The sequence below is a fragment of the Microbacterium sp. cf046 genome (genome assembly GCF_900114345.1).
Taxonomy (GTDB): domain Bacteria; phylum Actinomycetota; class Actinomycetes; order Actinomycetales; family Microbacteriaceae; genus Microbacterium.
In genome coordinates this window covers 955,682-975,907 of the sequence record NZ_FOZJ01000003.1, presented here as the reverse complement: position 1 = coordinate 975,907, position 20,226 = coordinate 955,682, and the positions used below count along the sequence as shown (strand labels likewise).

The 20,226-nt window shown below is 63.3% G+C and carries 14 protein-coding genes; 6 read left to right on the top strand and 8 right to left on the bottom strand.

From position 1 onward, the window contains the following. Nucleotides 1-290: 290 nt before the first annotated feature. From BM349_RS16955 to BM349_RS16945, 3 genes are all read left to right on the top strand, one after another. Nucleotides 291-1,523 carry an MFS transporter gene (locus tag BM349_RS16955; RefSeq protein ID WP_175525346.1) on the top strand — a complete coding sequence of 411 codons (1,233 nt, stop codon included), beginning with the start codon at nucleotides 291-293 and terminating at the stop codon, nucleotides 1,521-1,523. Further along, a complete protein-coding gene (locus BM349_RS18820) occupies nucleotides 1,520-2,431 on the top strand; it encodes a LysR family transcriptional regulator (protein WP_175525345.1) in 912 nt (303 codons plus the stop codon). The genes BM349_RS16955 and BM349_RS18820 overlap by 4 nt, the downstream gene beginning before the upstream one ends. Nucleotides 2,432-2,767: 336 nt before the next feature. Further along, entirely contained in the window at nucleotides 2,768-3,787 is a 1,020-nt protein-coding gene (locus BM349_RS16945) for an asparaginase (protein ID WP_175525344.1), read from the top strand. A gap of 550 nt (nucleotides 3,788-4,337) precedes the next feature. Here BM349_RS16945 and BM349_RS16940 read toward each other — a convergent pair. Next, nucleotides 4,338-4,724 carry a G5 domain-containing protein gene (locus BM349_RS16940; RefSeq protein WP_254774014.1) on the bottom strand — a complete coding sequence of 129 codons (387 nt, stop codon included), beginning with the start codon at nucleotides 4,722-4,724 and terminating at the stop codon, nucleotides 4,338-4,340. 342 nt (nucleotides 4,725-5,066) lie between these two features. On the opposite strand from BM349_RS16940, the gene BM349_RS18610 reads away from it, so the two are divergent. Beyond that, entirely contained in the window at nucleotides 5,067-5,456 is a 390-nt protein-coding gene (locus BM349_RS18610) for a hypothetical protein (protein WP_139230959.1), read from the top strand. Between the two features lie 104 nt (nucleotides 5,457-5,560). On the opposite strand, the gene BM349_RS19115 is transcribed toward BM349_RS18610, so the two are convergent. The 5 genes from BM349_RS19115 to BM349_RS16915 all read right to left on the bottom strand — a co-directional run bounded on the left by BM349_RS19115 (nucleotide 5,561) and on the right by BM349_RS16915 (nucleotide 13,434). Next, the gene (locus BM349_RS19115; RefSeq protein ID WP_368086690.1) at nucleotides 5,561-5,914 is read right to left on the bottom strand and encodes a nuclear transport factor 2 family protein; all 354 of its coding nucleotides are present in this window, start codon (nucleotides 5,912-5,914) and stop codon (nucleotides 5,561-5,563) included. A gap of 90 nt (nucleotides 5,915-6,004) precedes the next feature. Then, entirely contained in the window at nucleotides 6,005-6,685 is a 681-nt protein-coding gene (locus BM349_RS16930; RefSeq protein WP_091708598.1) for a GDSL-type esterase/lipase family protein, read from the bottom strand. Between the two features lie 22 nt (nucleotides 6,686-6,707). Continuing rightward, nucleotides 6,708-9,131 carry a family 78 glycoside hydrolase catalytic domain gene (locus BM349_RS16925; RefSeq protein ID WP_217645688.1) on the bottom strand — a complete coding sequence of 808 codons (2,424 nt, stop codon included), beginning with the start codon at nucleotides 9,129-9,131 and terminating at the stop codon, nucleotides 6,708-6,710. A 268-nt stretch (nucleotides 9,132-9,399) separates the two neighbouring features. Then, nucleotides 9,400-11,937: a glycoside hydrolase family 2 TIM barrel-domain containing protein gene (locus BM349_RS16920; RefSeq protein ID WP_091708593.1), complete on the bottom strand. Its 2,538-nt coding sequence runs from the start codon at nucleotides 11,935-11,937 to the stop codon at nucleotides 9,400-9,402. A 150-nt stretch (nucleotides 11,938-12,087) separates the two neighbouring features. Beyond that, nucleotides 12,088-13,434, bottom strand: coding sequence for an MFS transporter (locus tag BM349_RS16915; protein WP_091708591.1), 1,347 nt, complete (start codon nucleotides 13,432-13,434; stop codon nucleotides 12,088-12,090). An 85-nt stretch (nucleotides 13,435-13,519) separates the two neighbouring features. Between BM349_RS16915 and BM349_RS16910 the strand changes: the two genes are divergently transcribed. Next, entirely contained in the window at nucleotides 13,520-14,530 is a 1,011-nt protein-coding gene (locus tag BM349_RS16910) for a LacI family DNA-binding transcriptional regulator (RefSeq protein ID WP_139230958.1), read from the top strand. A gap of 466 nt (nucleotides 14,531-14,996) precedes the next feature. Next, entirely contained in the window at nucleotides 14,997-15,515 is a 519-nt protein-coding gene (locus tag BM349_RS19065) for a helix-turn-helix domain-containing protein (RefSeq protein ID WP_091708587.1), read from the top strand. Between the two features lie 852 nt (nucleotides 15,516-16,367). Here the strand turns inward: BM349_RS19065 and BM349_RS16900 are convergent. Continuing rightward, complete coding sequence (locus tag BM349_RS16900; protein WP_254773966.1) at nucleotides 16,368-18,554, bottom strand: alpha-L-rhamnosidase; 2,187 nt, start codon at nucleotides 18,552-18,554, stop codon at nucleotides 16,368-16,370. A 501-nt stretch (nucleotides 18,555-19,055) separates the two neighbouring features. Further along, nucleotides 19,056-20,204, bottom strand: a complete 1,149-nt coding sequence (locus tag BM349_RS19110; RefSeq protein ID WP_091708583.1) for a serine hydrolase domain-containing protein — start codon at nucleotides 20,202-20,204, stop codon at nucleotides 19,056-19,058. Nucleotides 20,205-20,226: the final 22 nt, after the last annotated feature.

Here is a 20,226-nt window from a genome sequence, read left to right as displayed (position 1 = left end):
GGTGGCCAATTTGGGCTGAGCGGCTCGACCTCGAGTTCGTCGGGCCAGTCGGCCCGGCCGAGATCCAGTTGCCGACGATGTCGTGGCCTCGACCGTAGCTTGAGCATCGGACATCGACTAGACCATCCGATCGCAGACCCGAGGCAGTTGGGACGGTCGTCAATCTGCAACGCAGGCGAAAGTCCGCTGTAACACACGACTGCGAGGATGGTGCCGTGCCACCCCACGCCGCATCGACGTCAACCATTGCAACGCCACCCACACCGCGCTCTCCCCCATCTCCTCTCCGGGTGGCGCTCTCCGGTCACGTCATCGAATGGTTCGAGTTCGGCATTTACGGGGTCCTCGCCGCATACATAGCCCGTGCCATTTTCCCCTCCGATGATCCAGTCGTGGGACTCGCGCTGGCCTGGAGTGCGTACGCGGTGGCGTTCATCGTTCGGCCACTCGGCGGCATCTTGCTCGCTCGCGTCGGAGACACCTACGGTCGCGCGAGGTCACTGTTTGCAGGTGTGCTGCTGATGAGCATCGCGACGTTCTCCATGGGGGTCATCCCCGGCTGGGAGGCTGTCGGGATCGTCGCACCTATCGCGTTCACTGCCTTGCGCGGGCTGCAGGGGTTCGCCGTCGGCGGCGAGATGGCCAGCGCTGTGTCGTTTCTCCTGGAGAACTCAAGCCGGGATCGACTCGTTCGGAGCACTGGCATTCTCGCGGCTGGAACCTTCACCGCTACGCTCGTAGGCTCGGTGTTGGCCGCGGGTCTTTCACTTATCTTAGACGAGGACGCCATGTCGTCGTGGGGATGGCGCCTGCTGTTCCTGCTCTCGCTCCCTCTAGCAAACGTCGCCCTGCGCATACGTGGGGCGGCGATGAGCTCCGAGCCAGAAGTCGCAACGGCGCCCTCCACGCTGTCGTCGTCTCTGCGGACATCGCGTGGCGCCTTGGCCGGCGTATTCAGTATTGGACTCCTTTACAACGGCGGGCTAGCAGTCGCGCTCGGCGGATATCTCAATCACCTGCTGCTCTCGGGGTACAGCCGGCCCGAGGCCATAGCCGTCAACAGCGCGACCTACGCGTCGCTCGTCGGGGCGATCCTGGCCTGTCACCGCACGAGCACTCGGCTCGGGGTACGGCGCACGATCATCCTGTCGGTCGCGCTAATGCCAGTCGCGTTGACCTTCGCGATGTGGGCCGCACAGCTCGGACCCGGCGGAGCCTTCGCCGGCGGTGCCGTGCTCGCCGTCCCGCTGGGGCTGCTCGCGACGCCCGTGTACCTTCTTCTAGGCGAAGGATTTCCGCGTGCCGCCCGCCTTTCAAGCGGCGGGCTGGCCTTCAATCTGTCGACCGCGTTCGCTGGCACGATCCCCGCCGTCGTCCTTATGGCACATATGGCCGGGCTGTCGGGCGGGCTGCCGGTTGCGCTGGTGGTGATCACCGCCATCGCAGTGGTCGCCCTCGCGCTCTCACCCCGATGGCTGTCGCCCTCGCTGTCGGCGCACCGCTATGTTCGGGTGCCGTCGTGAGCATCTCGCGCCTGCAGTACTTCGTCGCTGTCGCGCAGGAGCGAAGCTTCGCCCGTGCGGCGGCCCGACTCCACATCAGCCGCCCTGCTCTCAGCCAGCAGATCCGGCGGCTCGAAGAGGAACTCGGGCAACAGCTGGTGGCCCGCACCTCTCACCGCGTTATGCTCACCGCCGCGGGGCGCGCCCTATTCCCGGAGGCCAGGGAGATAGTCGACGGCTACCGCCGACTCGGCGGCATCGTCGATGAAGCGGCTCGGGGCACGGCGACGCTCCTTCGCATTGGGGCGAACGCCTCGTCCATCATCGGCGTAATGCCGCAGCTGATCGCCGCGTTCCGGGGCGTCGAGGCGCACACCGCGGTCGTGATCGAGCAGCTGTGGGACGAGCAGCAGGTCGAAATGATCCGCGCCGGAGAACTCGATCTGGCGGTGTTCCGCAGCCGCGAGGCACCGGAGGACCTGGAGTGCTTCGCTTTTCCGCCCGATCGCCTGCACGTATGTCTCCCGTTAGCCCATCGCCTCGCAGGTCGCGAGGTCGTCGAGTGGTCGGAGCTCGCCGGCGAGCATCTGCTTGTACCTGATCGGGCGCGGGCGCGCATTGAGGTCGACACCGTGCTCAGCGCTTTCACCGTCAACGGGGTGCACCTGGACTACACCGTGATCAGCCACCAGGGCTACCACGGAGCCTCGTGGGTGCAGGCCGGATACGGCATCCTCGTGGTGCCGGGCTACGCGACCGCACTGCGCCAGGATGGGACGGTCTTCCGCCCATTGGCTCCTGCGCAACCCGCGATGCAGCTATGGATCGCCCGACGCCCGGAAGTCGCGAACCCCTCCGTGGACGCGTTCATTGAAATCGCGCGCTCGATCGAACCCGCACACGCGGCCACCAGCGAAGGCTCCGCTTAACCTCAAGTGTCGCAGGAGCATCGGACAGTTAATGTCGAACGCTTCTGAGGTAACACGACCGCAATCGGACGGGCAGACAGTGGATCTGGCCCAGGCACCCAGCCCGCGGAAATCCGTCGCCGCGGGCGGTCCCGCGTCCTCAGAGGAAGTTCCTGAATGCACCACTCTAGATTCACCAAACCGTCTCTCGCGTTCGCTATTGCCGTGACCGGCATAAGCGCGATCGCCCTCACCGGATGCTCCGGAGCCCCCGCCGCGGGCGCGCCGGAGCCAACAGCCACGGCCTCCGCCCCCACACCCGCGGGGACACCCTCCGCAGGCCTGCCCAACATCGTCGTGGTCGATGCGGGCGGAACGCTCACCTCCACCGCCGAGGACCGGATCAGCTACCAGCATTACTCGGACGACATCGAAGGAGGAGTCCTCACGATAGTCGAAGACCTCTACCCCGAACTGGCGGCCATCGCGAACGTAAGTGTCGTGCCGACGGCGTCGCTCGGCTGGTCGGCCGCCGTCACCGACGAGACGCTATACACCGTCTCCCGGGTGATCGACGAGCAACTTACCAACCCTGACGTCGACGGCGTCGTGGTCACCGGCGGCACAAACGTGCTGGAGGAAGACGCCTACTTCTTCGACCTCACGGTACAGTCCGACAAGCCCGTGGTCGTCACGGGGGCAATGCATCAATATGGCACTTTCACGTACGACGGTTACACGAACGTGTTCAGCTCGATCCGGCTCGCGGCTAGCGGCAAGACCACCTGCTATGGCACCGTTGTGCTGCTCAACGACCAATTCTTCGCGGCCCGCGATGTCACTAAGACCGACGGGTACCGGATGGACACGTTCGTGGGCGGTGCCTACGGCGCGCTCGGCGTCGTGAACGAATCGGTCATTCGAACGATGCGGGCCCCGGCGCGAGTAATTGACTGCGGTACCGAGAGGTGGGCGACGCCCTTCGACCTCTCCCACATCACGGCAGCCGACCTCGCATCCGTGGAGATCGTCGGCAGCTACGTCGACGCATCCAGCGCCACGATTAGCGGTTCCGCGGAGGGCGCCGACGGCCTTGTGACCGCCGGGCACGGCCCGGGGAGCGTTTCGTTGGCGCAATCGGAAGCGCTCGAGGCGATCGCCGACGATGTAGTGGTTGTGTCCGCAACCCGCACCTCAGGCGAAGGCACCTACAACACACCAGATGCCGACACGATCGGCGCGGGCGACCTGCTCCCGCAGAAGGCGCGCCTGCTCCTCCAGCTCGCGCTGACATTCACCGACGATCGTACACAGATCAAGGACTGGTTCACCTCGATCGGTGAGCGCCAGTTCGACTTTTCGAGCTCCGCAGGTTGAGTCGACCGCCGGGCGACATGCCGGCACTTTGCCAGCCGGCGGCCCGGTACGTCGGCGGATGTGCTCCAGACGGTCTCGAACATCTGTGATGTTTCCCGTCGGAGTGAGCGCGACTGCGCCCCGCACGCGAGAGACCGCGGCAATCCGAATGGACTGCCGCGGTCTTTCGCTTGTCAAGACGAGTTCATCAAGACTCGTGAAGCGGCAATTCGATTCATCGCCGGTCGGGGCACGCCACCCAAGAGGAGTGGCTCGGACGTCACTGATCCCCTTTGATGTTTGCCTGATCAGGTGCAGAGCTGATCATCGCGCCAAATCGGATCGCCGGCTGGTCGGCCGTCGGATGTAGATCAGGGCTGAATTGCGAGCTGGACGCTGAGGATGCGATCGTCACGCTCGCGGGCACCGGATCCGTAGCCGTCGGTGTTGCTGGTGAGGAACCAGCGGGTGCCGTCGAGAGGTTCGGTGACCAGGGTCGGGATCAGAGACTGCCGTTAGTCACGACGGCAATTCGGCTCGGTCACCGAGGTAGTCATCTATCGCCGAACTCTTAGGGGAACGGGCAGGGTGCGCCTAGTTGGGTTCGCAGGCGTATCCGTCGCCGTCTCGGTCCAGTTCGTAGATGTCGCTGCCCACCACTCGTGCGATCCCGTCGAAGTAGGCAGGTCCGTTCCCGCTTCCGCTGGCGCAGTCGACGTCGCTGGGGATCGGGACACAGGCGTCGGAGTAGTTCGAATCGCACCCCGGTGGTGCCGCTGGGGTGTTGGGGTTCGACGTAGGTTCCGACGCTGGCGATTTCGGTGACGGGTGCGATGATGACAGCATCGGTGACCAGTTCTCGGCTTGTCTCTTTCCCGTCCACCGTGGTCACCCGGTAGGTGAGTGTCCGTTGCCCGGGTTGTCCGACGGTCGTGATTTGGCTCTGTCCGGCAGGCATGGCGGCGTCATCGACGGTGGCCGGTGTGCTGGTGGGATGTGCGCCAGGCCCGATGACAGCTGCGTCACCGTCGGCGACTCCGCCTGTGGATTCGCCGGTCACGTTCGTGTCGGTGGTCGACGGTGACACGACCGAGACCAGCGCCGGCACGGTACGCATCATCGGTATCGACGCGCCAGAGACCGGCGAGTGCGGGTACGCCGAAAGCATCAGCGCTCGTCTCATCCCTCCTCGGCCCCGGCGACCCCAACGACTCTGACTCTTCCTGATGGCGAGACGGACGCGGACCAGTACGGCAGGATCCTGCGGTACGTCGACACCACGCAGGGTGTCGACGTCGCCTTGTCTCTGCTGACGGCAGGGCTTACCGTCGCCCGATACGACTCCACAGACGGTTACCCCGCGCACCCCCGCGAGTCGGGCTATCACGCCGCGCAGATCGCGACCCTCACCGCCAATGGAGCAGTGACCACAGTGGCCTGCCAAGTGACAGCCGACGCGACCGAGCAATATGGCCGAGCAGGAAGCAATGGAGGCTCCGGCCCCCCGCCCGCGGTGGACGAGTGGTGGAAGCAGTTCACGTCCCGCACCAACCCCAAGAACAACGCCAACGGACACCCAAGAATTCCGTTCTCACGCGACAACCCAGCGGAAGCCGCGATCTACGACTGGTTCGCCAACTGCACGGGAGACAACGGAGACGGCGTACGCAACGGACCCGCCAGCGAGTGATATAAGTTCCCCGACTCGAGGAGTTCACTCGAGGCGCCCTCTACGGGACGATGGTCACCAATCTCGCGCAGCCTGCGTGTTGAGGGGTCCCACTTGTACTGCCCTTACACTACGTCCGCACGGCCGCGTGCCAGTTCGCTCAGGTCACCACGAAGTCGCGATGGCGCGGGCGAGACCCATCCGGTGGGTGTGTGGGTGAAGGTGAGTGCAGTTGCAGCGGCCAGGTTCCGGTGGCTCCCCAGATCGTGGCGGTGGTGTGCGACGGGGCGGTGAGGGTGACGTCGTCGCCGCGGACGTGGGTGATCATGTCGACGTTGCGGATGGAGTGGTAGCGCATCCCGCCCGGTGGCGATGTGGTCCAGCCACTCAGCCTTGGGCTGTAGGTACCCGGTACTGTGCGTGAGGGTGAAGTCGTCGCTCACTAGAGCGCAGAGTGCGTCGACGTCGGCGCCGACAATCGCGTCGCACTGTTCGAGGATTTCGGGCCGACCCAGACGTAATGCCTCCCGGTCCAGACGGGTCTGCAGCGTTCGCAGGACAGCAGTTCGCTATCCGCTCATGGATCGATCTGTGCGGCGTTCGCCGAAGTTTGCTCTGCCGCGGATCGCACCTTCAAGAGCCCGATCACTCAACGGTCGTTGGACTGACAGCAGCGGCTCGAGCACTTCTGCCCACGCGCGATATCCCGCACCGGTCAGATGTAGCGAGTCAAGGGTGTAGCCCGGACGCAGTTCGTCGCCTGCCGACAGCGCGGGCCACAAGTCGATGAAGGTGACACCCTGGTCCTCGGCGATTCGCTTGTACTCCGCGTTTAGCTTGCGAATCCGCGGCGCTTGCTTTGCCCGTCGGGGCATGATGCTCTGGACGTACACCTCGGTGTGCGGGGTTGTGATCTGGGTTCGCTGGACGATGGTGCGGACGTTGTCGGTGATTTCGTCGTCCTTGTGACCGAAGCTGATGTCGTTGGTGCCGATGAGCAGGAAGACGCGACTTGGGTCCGCGCGCAGCGCGACATCGAGCCTTGCCAATACATTCGTGGTCTTGTCGCCATCGATGCCGCGATTGCGAAGCGGAACACCAGGGAACCATTCCTGCCACTGCCCCCCGGCGGTGATGCTGTCACCGAGGAAGACGGTCTCGCCCTCCACTGCCGGCAGCAGCGCGAACTGCGATGCCTTCATCTCGCGGCCAGGTCCGAGGAAGCGCTTCTCGACGAACTTTGCAAACATTGCTGTTCCTTTCTTGATCCGGCTAGACAGCGAATCTGTTTTCGAATGTGCCAGGCATCAAGGCCACAGTCGCTCCGGGTACACGCAGCTCGGCAGTCGTGTTCGCAGGAACGGTGACCCGCACGAGGAGCGATCCGTCACGAACCTCCCACGATGCCGTCACTGTGCCGTAGATGCTGTCGTAGGCGGCCCTGACGTAGGTTAGTGATCCCCCGGGGGTGGGCGAGATCACGAAGCGGTTCATGCGTTCGACCCGGATGCCGGCGACGGTGTCGAACAGCCACTGACTGACCGCGCCAGGCGAGTAGTGGTTGTGGCTCTCTCTGCCTTCCCAGTCCTCCCATACGGTGGTGGCGCCGGCCCTGACTTCGGCGAGCCAGCTCGGCGCATGTTCGTTTTCGAGCATGCGGTAGGCGACATCCGATCGGCCGATCTGGGTTAGAACCGGCAACAGGAATGGGGTGGAAAGAAATCCTGTGCCGACGCGGTAGTGGCTGTTCTCGACCGCACTCACGAGGCGCTGCCCCACCTTCTGCGCCACATGGCCATCGAGCAGGCCGAGGGCGAGGGGGCGTACGAGTTTCGCCTGGCGGTCGGTGTCGATCGATCCGTTGACGACGAACAAGTAGTTGTACGCCTTCTTCGCGCCGTCGGCGTACCGCGTGAAGACCGCGGCGTCGGCGGTTTCGCCGATCGCGTCGGCGATTTCGGCGAGGTGACGCATCGTATAGTGGAGGTACGCCGTCGCCTCTTCGGCGCGTGAGGGGTTCGATCGTCCGCCGACGGTATCGCGGAATTCCTCCGGCTCGAGCCATTCACCGAGGTGCATCCCCTTTTCGTAGACGAACTGGTTGAACGGGTTGGATGCGGCGTCCTTGCGCTTCTTGTGACCTGTTCGCCCCATCATGTAGTCGGCGTAGCGGCGCATCATGGGATAGAACTCGCGAAGGATGTCGGTGTCGCCGTACCGCTTCCAGTAGCGATACGGCACGAGCACAGCGGCGTCGGCCCAGCCGACCGACCCACCTGTAGCGTCGTACATCATGGCGACACCGTTGTATGGGACGACGGCAGGGATCTTGCCGGACTTCTGCTGCGCGTCCCTGAGGTCGCGGAGCCACTTGCGGTAGAAGGATGCGACGTCCATGAGGTAAGCGGCGGTGTCGAAGAACACTTGCGCATCCCCGGTCCACCCGAGACGCTCACGCGTCGGGCAGTCGGTGGGCACGTCGAGGAAGTTGCCCTTCATACTCCAGCGCGTGTTCTCGAGGAGCTTGTTGACGTCGGGATTTGAGCATTCGAACCTGCCGGTCTGCTCCATGTCGGAGTAGACGGCGATCGCGGTGAAGTCGCTCGGTTCGAATTCAACATCGGTCTCGATGAGTGCGTACCGGAAACCGAAGACGGCGAAGCTCGTGCGGTATCGGTTGACACCGTCGATGCAGGTGTAGGTGATCGCCTGTTCCGGAGTGGGCCGGAGCTCGCCGCGCAGCAAGTTCTCCTTCCCGCTCATAAGCAGCAATTCGCTCACACGGCCGAACTCCTTGACGGGCTTCTTGAGCTGGAAGTTCTCCTGGGTGAACTCGCCGTGCACGTCGAGGATCTCGCCAAGTCGCAGGTTGAGGGTCTGACCTTGCCGCGCGGGTACCGCGAATTCGATGAAACCAGCGAGGTTCTGGCCGAAGTCGAGCACCCGCGCGCCACTGGGGGTCGCAATCAGCGTCGGGGTCAGCTGCTCGTGCGCGCGGGCGGTGACGTTATCGGATGCCGTCGGGACGGGCCCCGGCTGGGTCAGGCGTGCCAGCCCCCCGTACGAAGGTGTCTGGTTGGCGTCGTAGATCTCGCCGTCCTGGAGGTCTGCGTAGCGGAGAGGACCGTCGTTGCTCCATTGCACGCTGTCGTCTGTTGCGAAGGTCTCCTCGAGCCCGTCTTCGTACGTGACCTCGAGTTGTGCGAGGAGCTTCGTCCTGCGCCCGAAGACGTTGGTCGTTCCGTACGCTCCGACGGATCCCCGGTACCAGCCGTCAGCGAGTCGCAGCTCGAGGGTGTTGTGCTCGCGGGTCAGGCCGGTGACATCGTAGGTCTGGTACTGCAGGCGGGTGCGGAAGTCGGTGCTGCCAGGCGCAAGCTCGACGTGGCCGATGCGCTGCCCGTTCAGGTGCGCGTCATAGATCCCGAGTGCTGTGATGTATAGCCGTGCCCGTGTAGCGACACCCCGGAGCGAAAAAGCCTTGCGGAAGCAGTCAACGGGATAGCGCACGTTGCGCTGTGGCGCGTAGTCCCCTGTGATCCACTGCGCGGTCCAGTCCATGGGCGCGACCAGACCGAGTTCGAACCACGACCATGTCGGATCGCCTTCGGTGTCGTTCTCGTCCCAGAGGGTGACGCTCCAGTCGACGCGGTCCCGGCTGATGAGTTGGTCGCCGTCGTACTGGAAGTTGGTCATCCGCGAAGACAACACCTTCCCACTGTCCCATACGGTGTCGCCATCGCGGATCGCGATCAACCGGTACGCGGTCTGGGTCAATCCCCCGTCGCAGTTCCACGAGAACCGCGGGCGAGTAATACCCAGCCCGAGAGGCGTATCGAGGTATTCGGTGCGCAGGCGGACCGCTCTCATCCGACACACCTGACGCGGATTTCAGACGGCACTCCGGCAATCCACTCCAGCCAATCAATGGATGGCCGCCACCCTAGACAGATAGTGGTGATGGTCATGCGTGCACGATTCGGTTTGCGGTCTGGTTGTGCAGGACGATCTCGGCTGACCCGTGTCGGCGCGACGTGACGTTCATTGAGACGTCCCCATTTCGTTCGGACCCCCGAATGATCGCGAGTGCACGGCCTCGGTACGTAGAGTGCTCGTGGTCGATGAAGGACTCCTCTGTCATAGGTGCCGCGCTGCCCAGACCGGCCAGGCTGCCGGCGCCGCTCACCGCGACAGCGATGACATCGGCGGCGTATGAGTCGACGGTTCCAAACTCGTCCGCCAATTCGGCCCACACATACGTTAGATCGTCGGGTCCGTCAAGTTCCGTGCTTTCAGCGCGCAATCGGAGCGAGAGCGGACCGGCGCTGCGAAGTGTGCCGCGCCCCGTCTCGACTCCGTTTTGGTACGCGATCGCCACGAGTTCGCCCGGCTCGTACTGCGTAGTGAATCGCGCGACGAAGTTCACGCGCGCCCCCGCGCGCTTGCGTCCCAGACACCGACCGTTCAGCCACAGTTCCACCTCTTCGTCGGCCGAGTACACCTGCACTTCGGCTTTTCCGGAGAGTCCTCGCCAGGACCAGCTGCAGATGGCGTCGGTGGATCGCCAAGGGCTCTTGTTGGCGCGTTCGTCGGTGACATCGAGTGGGCGAACGGAGATGCCCGGCGCATCCGCGGTATTCCAGACGGCGGCAGCGAGAAGAGCTGGGGCTCCAGGTAGTCCTGTGATGTCGAACGCGCCCGGTCCCGCGACCAAGGCCGGATAGGGCTTGTTGATGCTGCCCGACTGGGTGCCGTAGCTCCATATGCCGATGCCAGCCTCTCCAAGGTAATCCCACCCGGTCCACATGAAGTCACCAATGACACCCGGGATCCTTGTGACGCGCTTCCAGATCGCGGGAAGGTCGCCGGGCATCGATTCGCTTCCGACGATCACCCGGTCGGGGTATTTCTTGCGGTCGGCGCGGTACCGGCCATAGGCGTAGTTGTATCCGGCGACATCGACCGCGGCGAAGGCGTCGCGGCTCGCCTTGTCGGCTGCGGGAAGTCTGGAGACGAGGTTCATGATGCGGCCGAGCCTTGCGGTGACCATGTTCGCGACGGTGCTCGTCGCTTCCTTCTTGGAAGGCTTCTTCTCTCCCGTGTACTCCTCACGCTCGAACGCGGACGATCCGCGACTTGCCATGAGGTTAAGGAGGAGATTAACGGCGAGCGTGGTGGGCCGGGTGGGATCGTTGGCTGTGAAGTAGTCGTGGAGGCGGTGCGCGGCATCCACCCCATCCACGGTGGCGGTCTCGGCGATCTCGTTGCCGATGGAGTACATGATCACGGACGGGTGATTGCGATGGGTCGCGATCATCGCCGCGGCGTCCGCCTCCCACATCTCCTCGAAGCGATCTGCGCCGTCGTTTGGTGTTTTGTGCTTCATCCAAACGTCGGTGAGTTCGTCCATGACGTAGAGTCCGAGCTCGTCACAGGCGTCGAGGAATGCGCGCGAGAGCGGGTTGTGCGCGCTGCGGATGGCATTGAACCCCGCGTCCTTCAGGAGCCGGGCTCGCCGACGCTCCGATGCCGCGAAAGTCGCGGCGCCGAGGATGCCGCTGTCGTGGTGTACACACGCACCGCGGAGCAGCACGCTGGTCCCGTTGATGCGGAGGCCGTGACGAGAATCGACCTTAACCGTGCGCACGCCCGTGCGGATCCGACGCTCATCGACGGCTTCGCCGTCAACTGCCAACTCCACCCGGAGGTCGTACAGATGAGGCGACTCCGCCGACCACAAGCGTGGGTTCGCGATCGTCAGAGGAAGGATGATCATTCCATCGACTCGCATCGAGGTCGTGCGACGCGCGATGACTCTTTCTCCGTCTAGGAACTCAACGATCATGGTCGCGCCGAGGGGCACGTCGCCCTCCACGCGCACCGCCACATCGACAACGGCCTCCACGCCAATCTTTCGAGTCGTGGCCATGATCCCATCTCGCGGAATCTGCAATCGCCCGGAGGACTCGAGCCAGACCGGTCGGTAGATTCCGGAACCGGTGTACCAGCGGCTGTTTGGCACTCTCGAGTTGTCTACGTGGACGTCGATCGTCGCCGTTGCCCCGGGCCGGAGGCCCTCTAGTGCGACTGCGAACTCACGGTAGCCACTGTCGCAACGACCGACCTCGCGGCCATCGAGCAGCACGCGCGCATCGCCGTAGACACCCTCGAACACCAGCGAGTAGTCCCGGTCGTCGGCGTCTGCGGGCACGATCCATCGCTTCGTGTAGATGTAGACGCCGCCGGGAAAGTACCCGCCGTGGTTGCCCGTCTCCGCATCGGATGACCGGGTCTCGCGGATCATGGCGTCATGCGGGAGACGCACGTAAACCGCCACGGTCTCGTCTGCGCGTCGGAACGCCCAGCCGTCATTGAAGCTCGTCGTAGTCATGGTTCCCCGTCCTATGGGTGAAGTCAATGTCGGCACCGTGATTGCGGGCCGTCTCGCCGAGCCAGGCGAGGCTGGGTTTGGGGGTGCGGACGAAGTGTGCCGGCCCGGCATTAGCCTTCCCGAGCCGACCAGTCGCTGTTCACATGGTTGCCCGCGACCCGGTGGGGCGCCGTCGATGCACCCCAAAGAAAGGAGTCCGGAACGTTGCCATGGGAGACCCAGGTCCTCTGCTCGATGCCAATGGAACGCTGCCGCGATCGGCTACTTGGATCCGCGGACGAACACCATGATCACCGTGCCACCGACGAGGGTGCAGGCCGATGCGACAAGGAAGAGCACACCGTAGTTCTTGTCGGCACCGGTGACTCCGATCAGGAGCAGCGGGACCGCGATTATCGGCGCGAGGGCCTGCGCAATCGAGGTCGCGTAGTTGTTTATGCCGAGGAATCGTCCTGCCTCGGTGTCGCGCTCGGGGAGAACGTCGAGCACAATCGCTTGGTCGACCGCCGAGAAGATGCCCAGGCCGAGGCTCGTAACGAGGGATCCGGTGAACAGGAGGACCGCGTTGGATCCGCCGAATGCCATCACGATCGCGCCGGCGGTGAACCCGAACCCGGCGAGAAGGACGAAGATCCGGCGGCGCTTGAGCTTGTCGGAGAGGAATCCGCCGAGGAATGCACCGCCCGCGGTGGCCACGACGCCGAGGAGGGACAGGATGACGATGAGCCCACCGATGTCGGCGACCTGACCGCCCTCGGACAGGCGCGCGGCGAAGAACAGCGTCGTGAAGGTCGTCGCGAACGTAACGCCGAAGTTGAACAGCAGGCGGCCGAGCCAGTTCCAGCCGAAGTCCGAGTACCTCCGGGGGTTAAAGACGAGGTTCGCGATCACGGTGCCGACCCTGGGCCTCGGTCCGAACTCCATCTCGAGGCTGCTGGACTCTTTCACCAGCAACACCCACAGTCCGACCATGAGCAGGCCGATGAACCCGGGCACGAGGAACACAAGGAAATTGCTGCCGATGAACGCGCTGGCGACGCCCACGCCGAAGACTGACGCGATCATTTGCACCATCCCGCTCAGACCGGCGACCTTGCCTCGCTGCTCCTCGGGCAGCCGATCAGCCTGCGAGAAGAGTAGGGAGCCGAGTACGGTGCTCCAGCCGAGCTGGGTGATCATCCATCCTGCGATGACGAGAGCGATAGTCGGGGCCCATGCCAGGAAGGCGAGTCCGAGCACACCGAGGACCGCGCCGCCGATAGCGAACGGGCGTCGACGGCCGAAGCGCGAGCGGGTTCGGTCGCTCCACATACCTACCAGAGGTGTCGAGATCGCCGAAACGAATGCTCCGGCACCGACGACGTAACCGAGCACTTCGACATTCTCGGGCGCGAGTTCCTGAACCCGAAGCGCGAGCGAGATGCCAATCGGCGCAACCAAAGCGGCGAACGAGCCGAAAGTTGCCAGGATCAGGAACCAGATGTATCGGGCGCTGACTCTCGTGCGGATGATACCCGCCGGTGTCAGCTCATTAGTACGGATATCGAGCGCTGCATCGGCTGCTACGAGGGCGGGTGCGGGAACGACGGGTGGCGATTGATCGCTCATGTTAGGACTCCTTTGTCGAGGGCGGAACGATGCCGGCTCCGGCATTGTCACGTGTCAATTCGATTGAAGCAGTTCCAGTTATCACGTGTCAACTCCTGATATGCTCGTCCGGTTACTAGTCAGATCGAGAGGGGTACGCATGGTTGCGACGAGTGCGGACGTCGCGCGACTCGCGGGCGTTTCGCGAGCCACTGTCAGTCAGGTGCTCAACGGCCATGCCCATCGGTTCGCGACCGAAACGGCCCAGAAGGTTCTGCACGCGGCCCAGGAACTCGATTACGAGCCGTCCATCGCCGGTCGCACTCTGCGTCGCGGATCCAGCGACTTCGTGGTGGCGCTCATCCCGCACACCACGTTCGGAAGCAATCTCCAGGACCTGTTCGAGCGGATGACCCTGACACTCGCCGACCACGGCTATACGCTCGTGCTGCGCATGGCCGGCGTATCGCCGCGGTCGCTGGATCGTCTTGTCGTCGGGATGAGCCCGGCCGCAGTCTTCTCGCTCGCACCCTTGAGCGACGAGGACCGCGAAGTACTCAACAAGCGAGGAGTGTTGGCGATAGACCCGCCAAGCGTCACGGAGGTCGACCACAACCGCGCGATCGGGCAACTCCAGGCGCGCACACTCATCGACGCTGGTCATCGCCACATCGCCTATGCGCACCTTCGGGACGAGCGTCAGGATACATACGGACTCGCCCGAGAAGAGGGTGTGCGAGACGTCGCCCGCGTATATGGACTTGAACCAATCGGCGTCGCGCACGTCGCGCTCGATCTCAAGGAAGCAGTAGCTAGGCTCGACGAGCTCGGTCCCTTGCCACTCGCAATCGCCTGCTACAACGACGATGTCGCGATGACGTTTCTGTCGGTGGCTCGAGATCAGGGACTCGAGGTGCCGGGTGACCTCGCGGTCATCGGAATGGATCACACGAACGTGTCGCGAATCTCGGTGCCTCGCCTGACGACGATCGAGTACGACTTGGCGTCCGCGGCGGAGGGGGGCACGGCCAGCCTCCTCAGGGCGCTTGGTGCAGGGACAACTCGACCGGAAGCTGCTCCTGCAGCCCTGGAGCTGATCCCTGGCGAGACGGTCTAACGGATACCTCCCACGACAGAGCGCCCGATGTCGGCGCGGCCCCTCTTGTCGCCCAGGGCATCGTCTTCTGGTGCCACCGTTACATCACGTGGCGGTCAGCCATCCATCCCGTGGTCGACAAACGCCTCGGACAGCAACTCGGCTTTCAGCGGTTCTCGTGGTATTCCGCACGCGGATATCTGCGACCGGAGGCGGAGCTGGCGGAGATAACACCGGACGCGCCACCGCGTGACGAATCATGGTCGCCCGAAACTTCCGCGAAATGGACTACCCAAGCCATGACGACGTGGTCATGCGCGGTTCTCGCGCAAATTAGGCACCGTGGTTGCGGGATATTGGTCGGCGACGGGTCAATTTGACGCATTGGCGGCGGTTTGGTTCTAGTGACCATCGCAACGAGGACCGCTCGAAAGGGGGTCTCGCGTATCGTTTCGTCGTATTCGAAAAGGGGCCGGGCCGCCGGCCGATGACGGACAAGCGTCGGCAGTTCTTGGAGTTGCTCGGGCAGGGCTTGTGCGCTCGCAGCGCATGCAAGAAGCTCGGGATTTCGCGGTCGTCAGGTAATCGCTGGAAGAACCGTTGGTCGGAGCGGCAGAAGGGTGGCACGGTCAGGTTCGTGCCACCGCTGTATCCGCTCGCCGCCCGCACGATCTCACCTCGGTTCTTGTCCGAGACTGAGCGCATGCAGACCGCCGACCTCGCCAACCGGGGCATTGGCCCGACCGCCATCGGGTGGGCGCTCAGCCGGGCGCAGTCGACGATCAGCCGAGAACTGCGGCGCAACCTGCAGGAGTCTGGCCAGCACCGACCGTTCCACGCGCACGCTGCCGCAGCAACGCGGCGGCGCCGCCGTCGCTCGCTGAAGCTGTCCAAGGATGCGACGCGGTGCGTGTTCGTGCTCGCGAAGCTCAGAGGCGATGGAATCCGCAGCAGATCTCTCGGGTGCTCAGACTCGCCCATCCGCACGATCCGAGCGCCCGGGTGACGACGGAGACGGGCTATCAGGAGAGCGACCGCCCCGGATCAGGGATCATCCGCAGGCCGGAACTCTCCACTGCGCACCTGGCGCCATCACCGGCGCGGGCAAGCCGTCAGGTCCGCAGAAGGGGCCAGTTCGAGTGGCCGATGCGCTCCGTCCACGACCGCTGCTTCGACCCAACCGACAGATCGACCGCCGGTCACTGGAAAGGGGACCTCATCGTCGGACCGCACAACCGCTCCGCGATCGGCACGCTCGTCGAGGCCAGACCCCGGTTCGTAAAGCTTCTTCACCTGCGCGCGCACAAGTCGACGGAACTACTCCACGCACTCGTGAGGACACTTTACGAGCTCCCACCGCCCGTGCGGCGGATGGGGTCATGGGACCGAGGCACCGAGATGGCCCGACCTCGAGATCACCCAGGCGACGGAACCAGGATCAACTCTGCGACGCGGCCTCGCCGCCGGGCAGCGAGTGTCCGGCGAGAAACACGAATGCGGTCCTCAGCCAGTACTTTCCGAAATCGACGGACACGTCCGTCCACAGCACACGGGAATCGCCCGCGTCGAGAATGAGCTCAGCCGGCGGCCACAAATCGCCCGCGGCGTTCCAACCCCAACCAACCTCTTCGCGACCCTGCTAGCCTCCAGAAGTCACCCTGGTTGCGATGGCTGCTGGGGCATCGCAATAGCCTCATTTTCCACCGTCGCCGACAACAGACACCATCAGATCTGCGCTCTGGCGATCATGGAGTAACCGACAATCATTCACGCAGGTACTTCGCGGCGAGTCCGCATGCCATATGGGCGCCGACCAACCGGTTACCAATTGTTCGAACACGCTTCCGTTCTCCACAGATCAGCCATCTGGTGGTTGGGCATCGGCTGCGCTCGCGTTGGGTGATTCAGTGTCTGGCACCTCCCAGTGATGTACGCCGTGGCCGACAAATTCCACACCCGACTGCCCGGGTAGCTCGACAATCGCCGAGGCGCCGACCGGAACAGTCATGGTGAATGCGATCACCCCCGAAGCACGCTCCCACCGGACTGCCGCTTCCCCGTATGGCGTAACATGGCGCGCTTCCGCAAACTTGAGTTGGTTTGGCGGGATCGGCTTGAAAAGGAGCCGGCGATAGCCGCGGTCAGCTGCTCTCAGGCCAGCCACGCTCCCGTGCATCCAATCACCGACAGCCCCTAAAGCGTAGTGGTTGAAGGAAGTCATCTCGCCCGGGTTGATAGTGCCGTCGGGAAGCATGCTGTCCCAGCGTTCCCATACGGTTGTCCCGCCCATCGTCACCGCATATAGCCATGAAGGATTCGCCGTCTGAAACAGGAGCCGGTGCGCGACGTCGGCGTTGCCGGTGGCGGTCAGTGCGTCGCAGATGAGTGGCGTTCCGACGAACCCAGTAATTATGCGATAGTCACTTTCCTTCACGAGCTCCGCAAGCCGCCGGCCAGCACCTTCCCTGCTTTCTTCATCTGGCGCCAAGGCCCATGCGATTAGCAGAGCGTATTCCGTGGCAGAGTCGGAGTCCATGCGTCCACCTGGTCGGATGAAATGCTTCGCGAAGGCGTCGCACACATCGCGGGTAAGGGTGGAGTACTGTTCGGCCTCCTTCGTCAGCCCGAGAAGTGTGGCAGCGGCTGCAAGAATGCCCGCTGAGTGCGCGAAGCATGCTGTGGCAATGACCGCCGGGTTTGCTTTCGCACGGTAAGGATCGTCAGGCGGCGCGGTGGGATCCAGCCAATCACCATACTGAAAGCCACCGTCCCAGATGCGCTCTGATCCCGCGATCGTCTCGATCTTGTCGACCCACGCCTTCATGCTCGAGAACTGGCGCTCGAGGATCGCAAGGTCGCCAAACCGTTTGTAGATGAGCCATGGAACAATCGTCGCCGCGTCCCCCCAGGCGGCCGCAGGCACGAGCATGGGCTCTGTTGTGGGGATATAAGGCACGATATGGGGAACTGTGCCATCGGGCAACTGCTCGATAGCGAGGTCGCTAAGCCAAGAGGACATGAATCCGGCGATATCGTACAGAAAGGCTGCGGTGGGCGCGAACACCTGGACATCCCCCGTCCATCCCAATCGCTCGTCCCGTTGCGGGCAGTCCATTGGTATGTCAATGAAGTTTCCCCGCATGCTCCAAACGACGTTCTCATGGAAGCGGTTGAGCATCGGACTCGACGAGGCGAACCAACCTGTTCGCACCAGGTCGGACCCAAGAACGACTGCTACAACATCACCAGCGTCGATGTCTGCCAGCCCGCTCACCTCCGCGTAACGGAACCCGTGAAACGTCAACGACGGTTCAAGTGTCAGGGCTTCAACTCCATCGGGAATGATGTAGACATCCGTAGCGCGGGCTCCGCGAAGAGGTCTAGTTCCAAGTTCGCCGTTCTCGAGAACTTCGGCATGGCGGATGCGCACTGCTCCGCCTGTTGTGCGTCCCCGCGTCTGAACCCGAACCCACCCGACCAGATTCTGTCCAAAGTCCACGATGGTTTGGCCGCTGGGCGAGGTCCAAATCTTAGTCGCCGGAACGACCGCGGTTCGCCGGACCGGTGGCCCTTCTGCCGCAACGAGCCGCCCCAGGTCGCCAGCAATGATCTCTACGACGGTATGCTGCGCGACAGTGGAGCACGTCTGTGTGAGGTCAGTTGTCTGGCCGTCATAAAGGTCGTCGTGGACGATATGGGAGTCACTCGCTGCCCAGGTGGCGTCAGAAGCACATATCCGCATTTCACCGTCGGTGGTGGTGACCTCCAGCTGAGCAAGCACCGCGAGTCGATCACCGTAGTGTGACTTCTTGCCGTTGAAGCCCAAATGGCCTCGAAACCAGCCATTCCCAAGCAAGATGTCCAGCCGGTTGTCCCCTTCATGAACTAGAGAGGTCACGTCGTACGCCTGGTATCGCAGCCTCTTGTCATATGACGTCCATCCCGGGGCGAGTTCCTGATCACCGACGCGGCGTCCGTTTAGGTGGGCGACGTAAATCCCGTGGGCAGTAATGTACAGCCGAGCCCGTGCAACCTTGCCTTTCACGCACAGGGTTCCGTGGACAATTGGAGCTGGCGCATCCAGCCCCCCGGCTTCAACCGGACTTATGAATCGTGCCCGCCAATCGGCCTCGCTGAAAAGTCCAGCTTCGACAGTGGCTGCTTCGCTCCAGGGTGTCCATTCTGAGTCTCGCACTCGAACCCGAACGACTGCAGATTCGCGCGACTGAAGTGGCGGACCGGGCCAAGGCACGAGAACCTGTTCCGCCGACGAAACGCGGTAACTAGAAGTATATTCAGCGCGCGTGACTTCGATCTCGTATTCGCGCTGAGAGAATCTGCGAGGTGCACGGCTCAGTTTCCACGATATTCGCGGTGACGCAGTGCCGATTCCGAGCACTAAACCGACGTCTGTCCGATGCTCGAATCGTAGATCGGTCGGCGCAGCGGTGGTAGTCAATTGGTCCTCGGGGTGAGATTCGGTTCGTTCGGATGATTGACGTGTATTCGGACGTGCCGGATGAGTTAGGGCTGTCGACAGTCCACCTCAGGTGCACACAGCTCGTATCGATGACAGAAGTTGGCCTGTGACATCGTTACCGGTCAGTTCGTTGCGGAGGTATGCCACCGATACACCTAGTTCAGGGTCTGCAAAACCAAGTTGTCCGCCCGCTCCCGCGTGGCCAAACGACGACGGACTCAGCATCTGCGCTGCTTCTGAGACCAACTCGACACCGGCCCCCCATCGCTGCAGCTTTGTCGAGGGAAGGCGCAGAGCCCACGAGCCCTCACTCCTGGGAGCAGTCATCTTGCTAACCGCGCTCGGGGTCAGCGTCCTGATCCCGGATGTCTGAACGACAGTCGAAGACCAGACCTTTGCGATGCCGGATGCGGTTCCAATCGCGCCCGCCGCGAGCAGTCCAAGGGACCGCACTTCTCTCAAGTTGAAACCATCGTTCGAATTCACGAGGTTGGCGGGCAGAAGGCCCTTCAGGCTGGAACTTGCAAGTATTCGAGGATCGGTCGAAGGGTCCGCATCGAGGTGCCAATCCGGCAGCGGCACGAAATATGCCGCGCTGTCAATGATCGCTCGCGTGGGATGGAACGTGATGTTTGAGCGGAGTGGCGATGCGACGTGGCTCTGGAATAGTGACCTCAGGGAGGATCCAGTCGCCCGAAACACGAGCTCGTTCATGATTGGTCCCAGGGTGAGGGCATGGTACGCATGCCCGGAGCCGGGGGGCCATAGGGGTTCCTGCGCGGCAATATGTTGAGCCCAAACCCTATTGTCTGCGACGAGGGCGAGTGATGGCTTCTCGGCCGGCGCAGATACCCCGGCGCGGTGCGCAAGAACATCGCCGACAGCGATGAGCCCCTTGCCTCCCGGAGAGAACTCGGGCCAAATCGTGCCAATGGGTTCGTCGAGGTCTAGCAACGATTGGTCGACAAGCTGTCCAATGACGATTGCCCCGAGTCCCTTGGAGATTGAGAAGATCACACTGGGCGTGTCAACTTGCCAGGTAGTCAATGTCCTATGGTCGGCCATGCCCGCACTGATCGACACGACCTCTTCCCCGTGCCGCCAGATTGACAGAGCCGCACCGCCTCGGAGCGGATTAGAAACGCCGGCGCAGAAGGCGTCGACCACGGCACCGTACCCGGGTTTTGAATAGCTTGTCTGGGACAGCGTGAGCATATGCACCGTACCGTTTCTAACG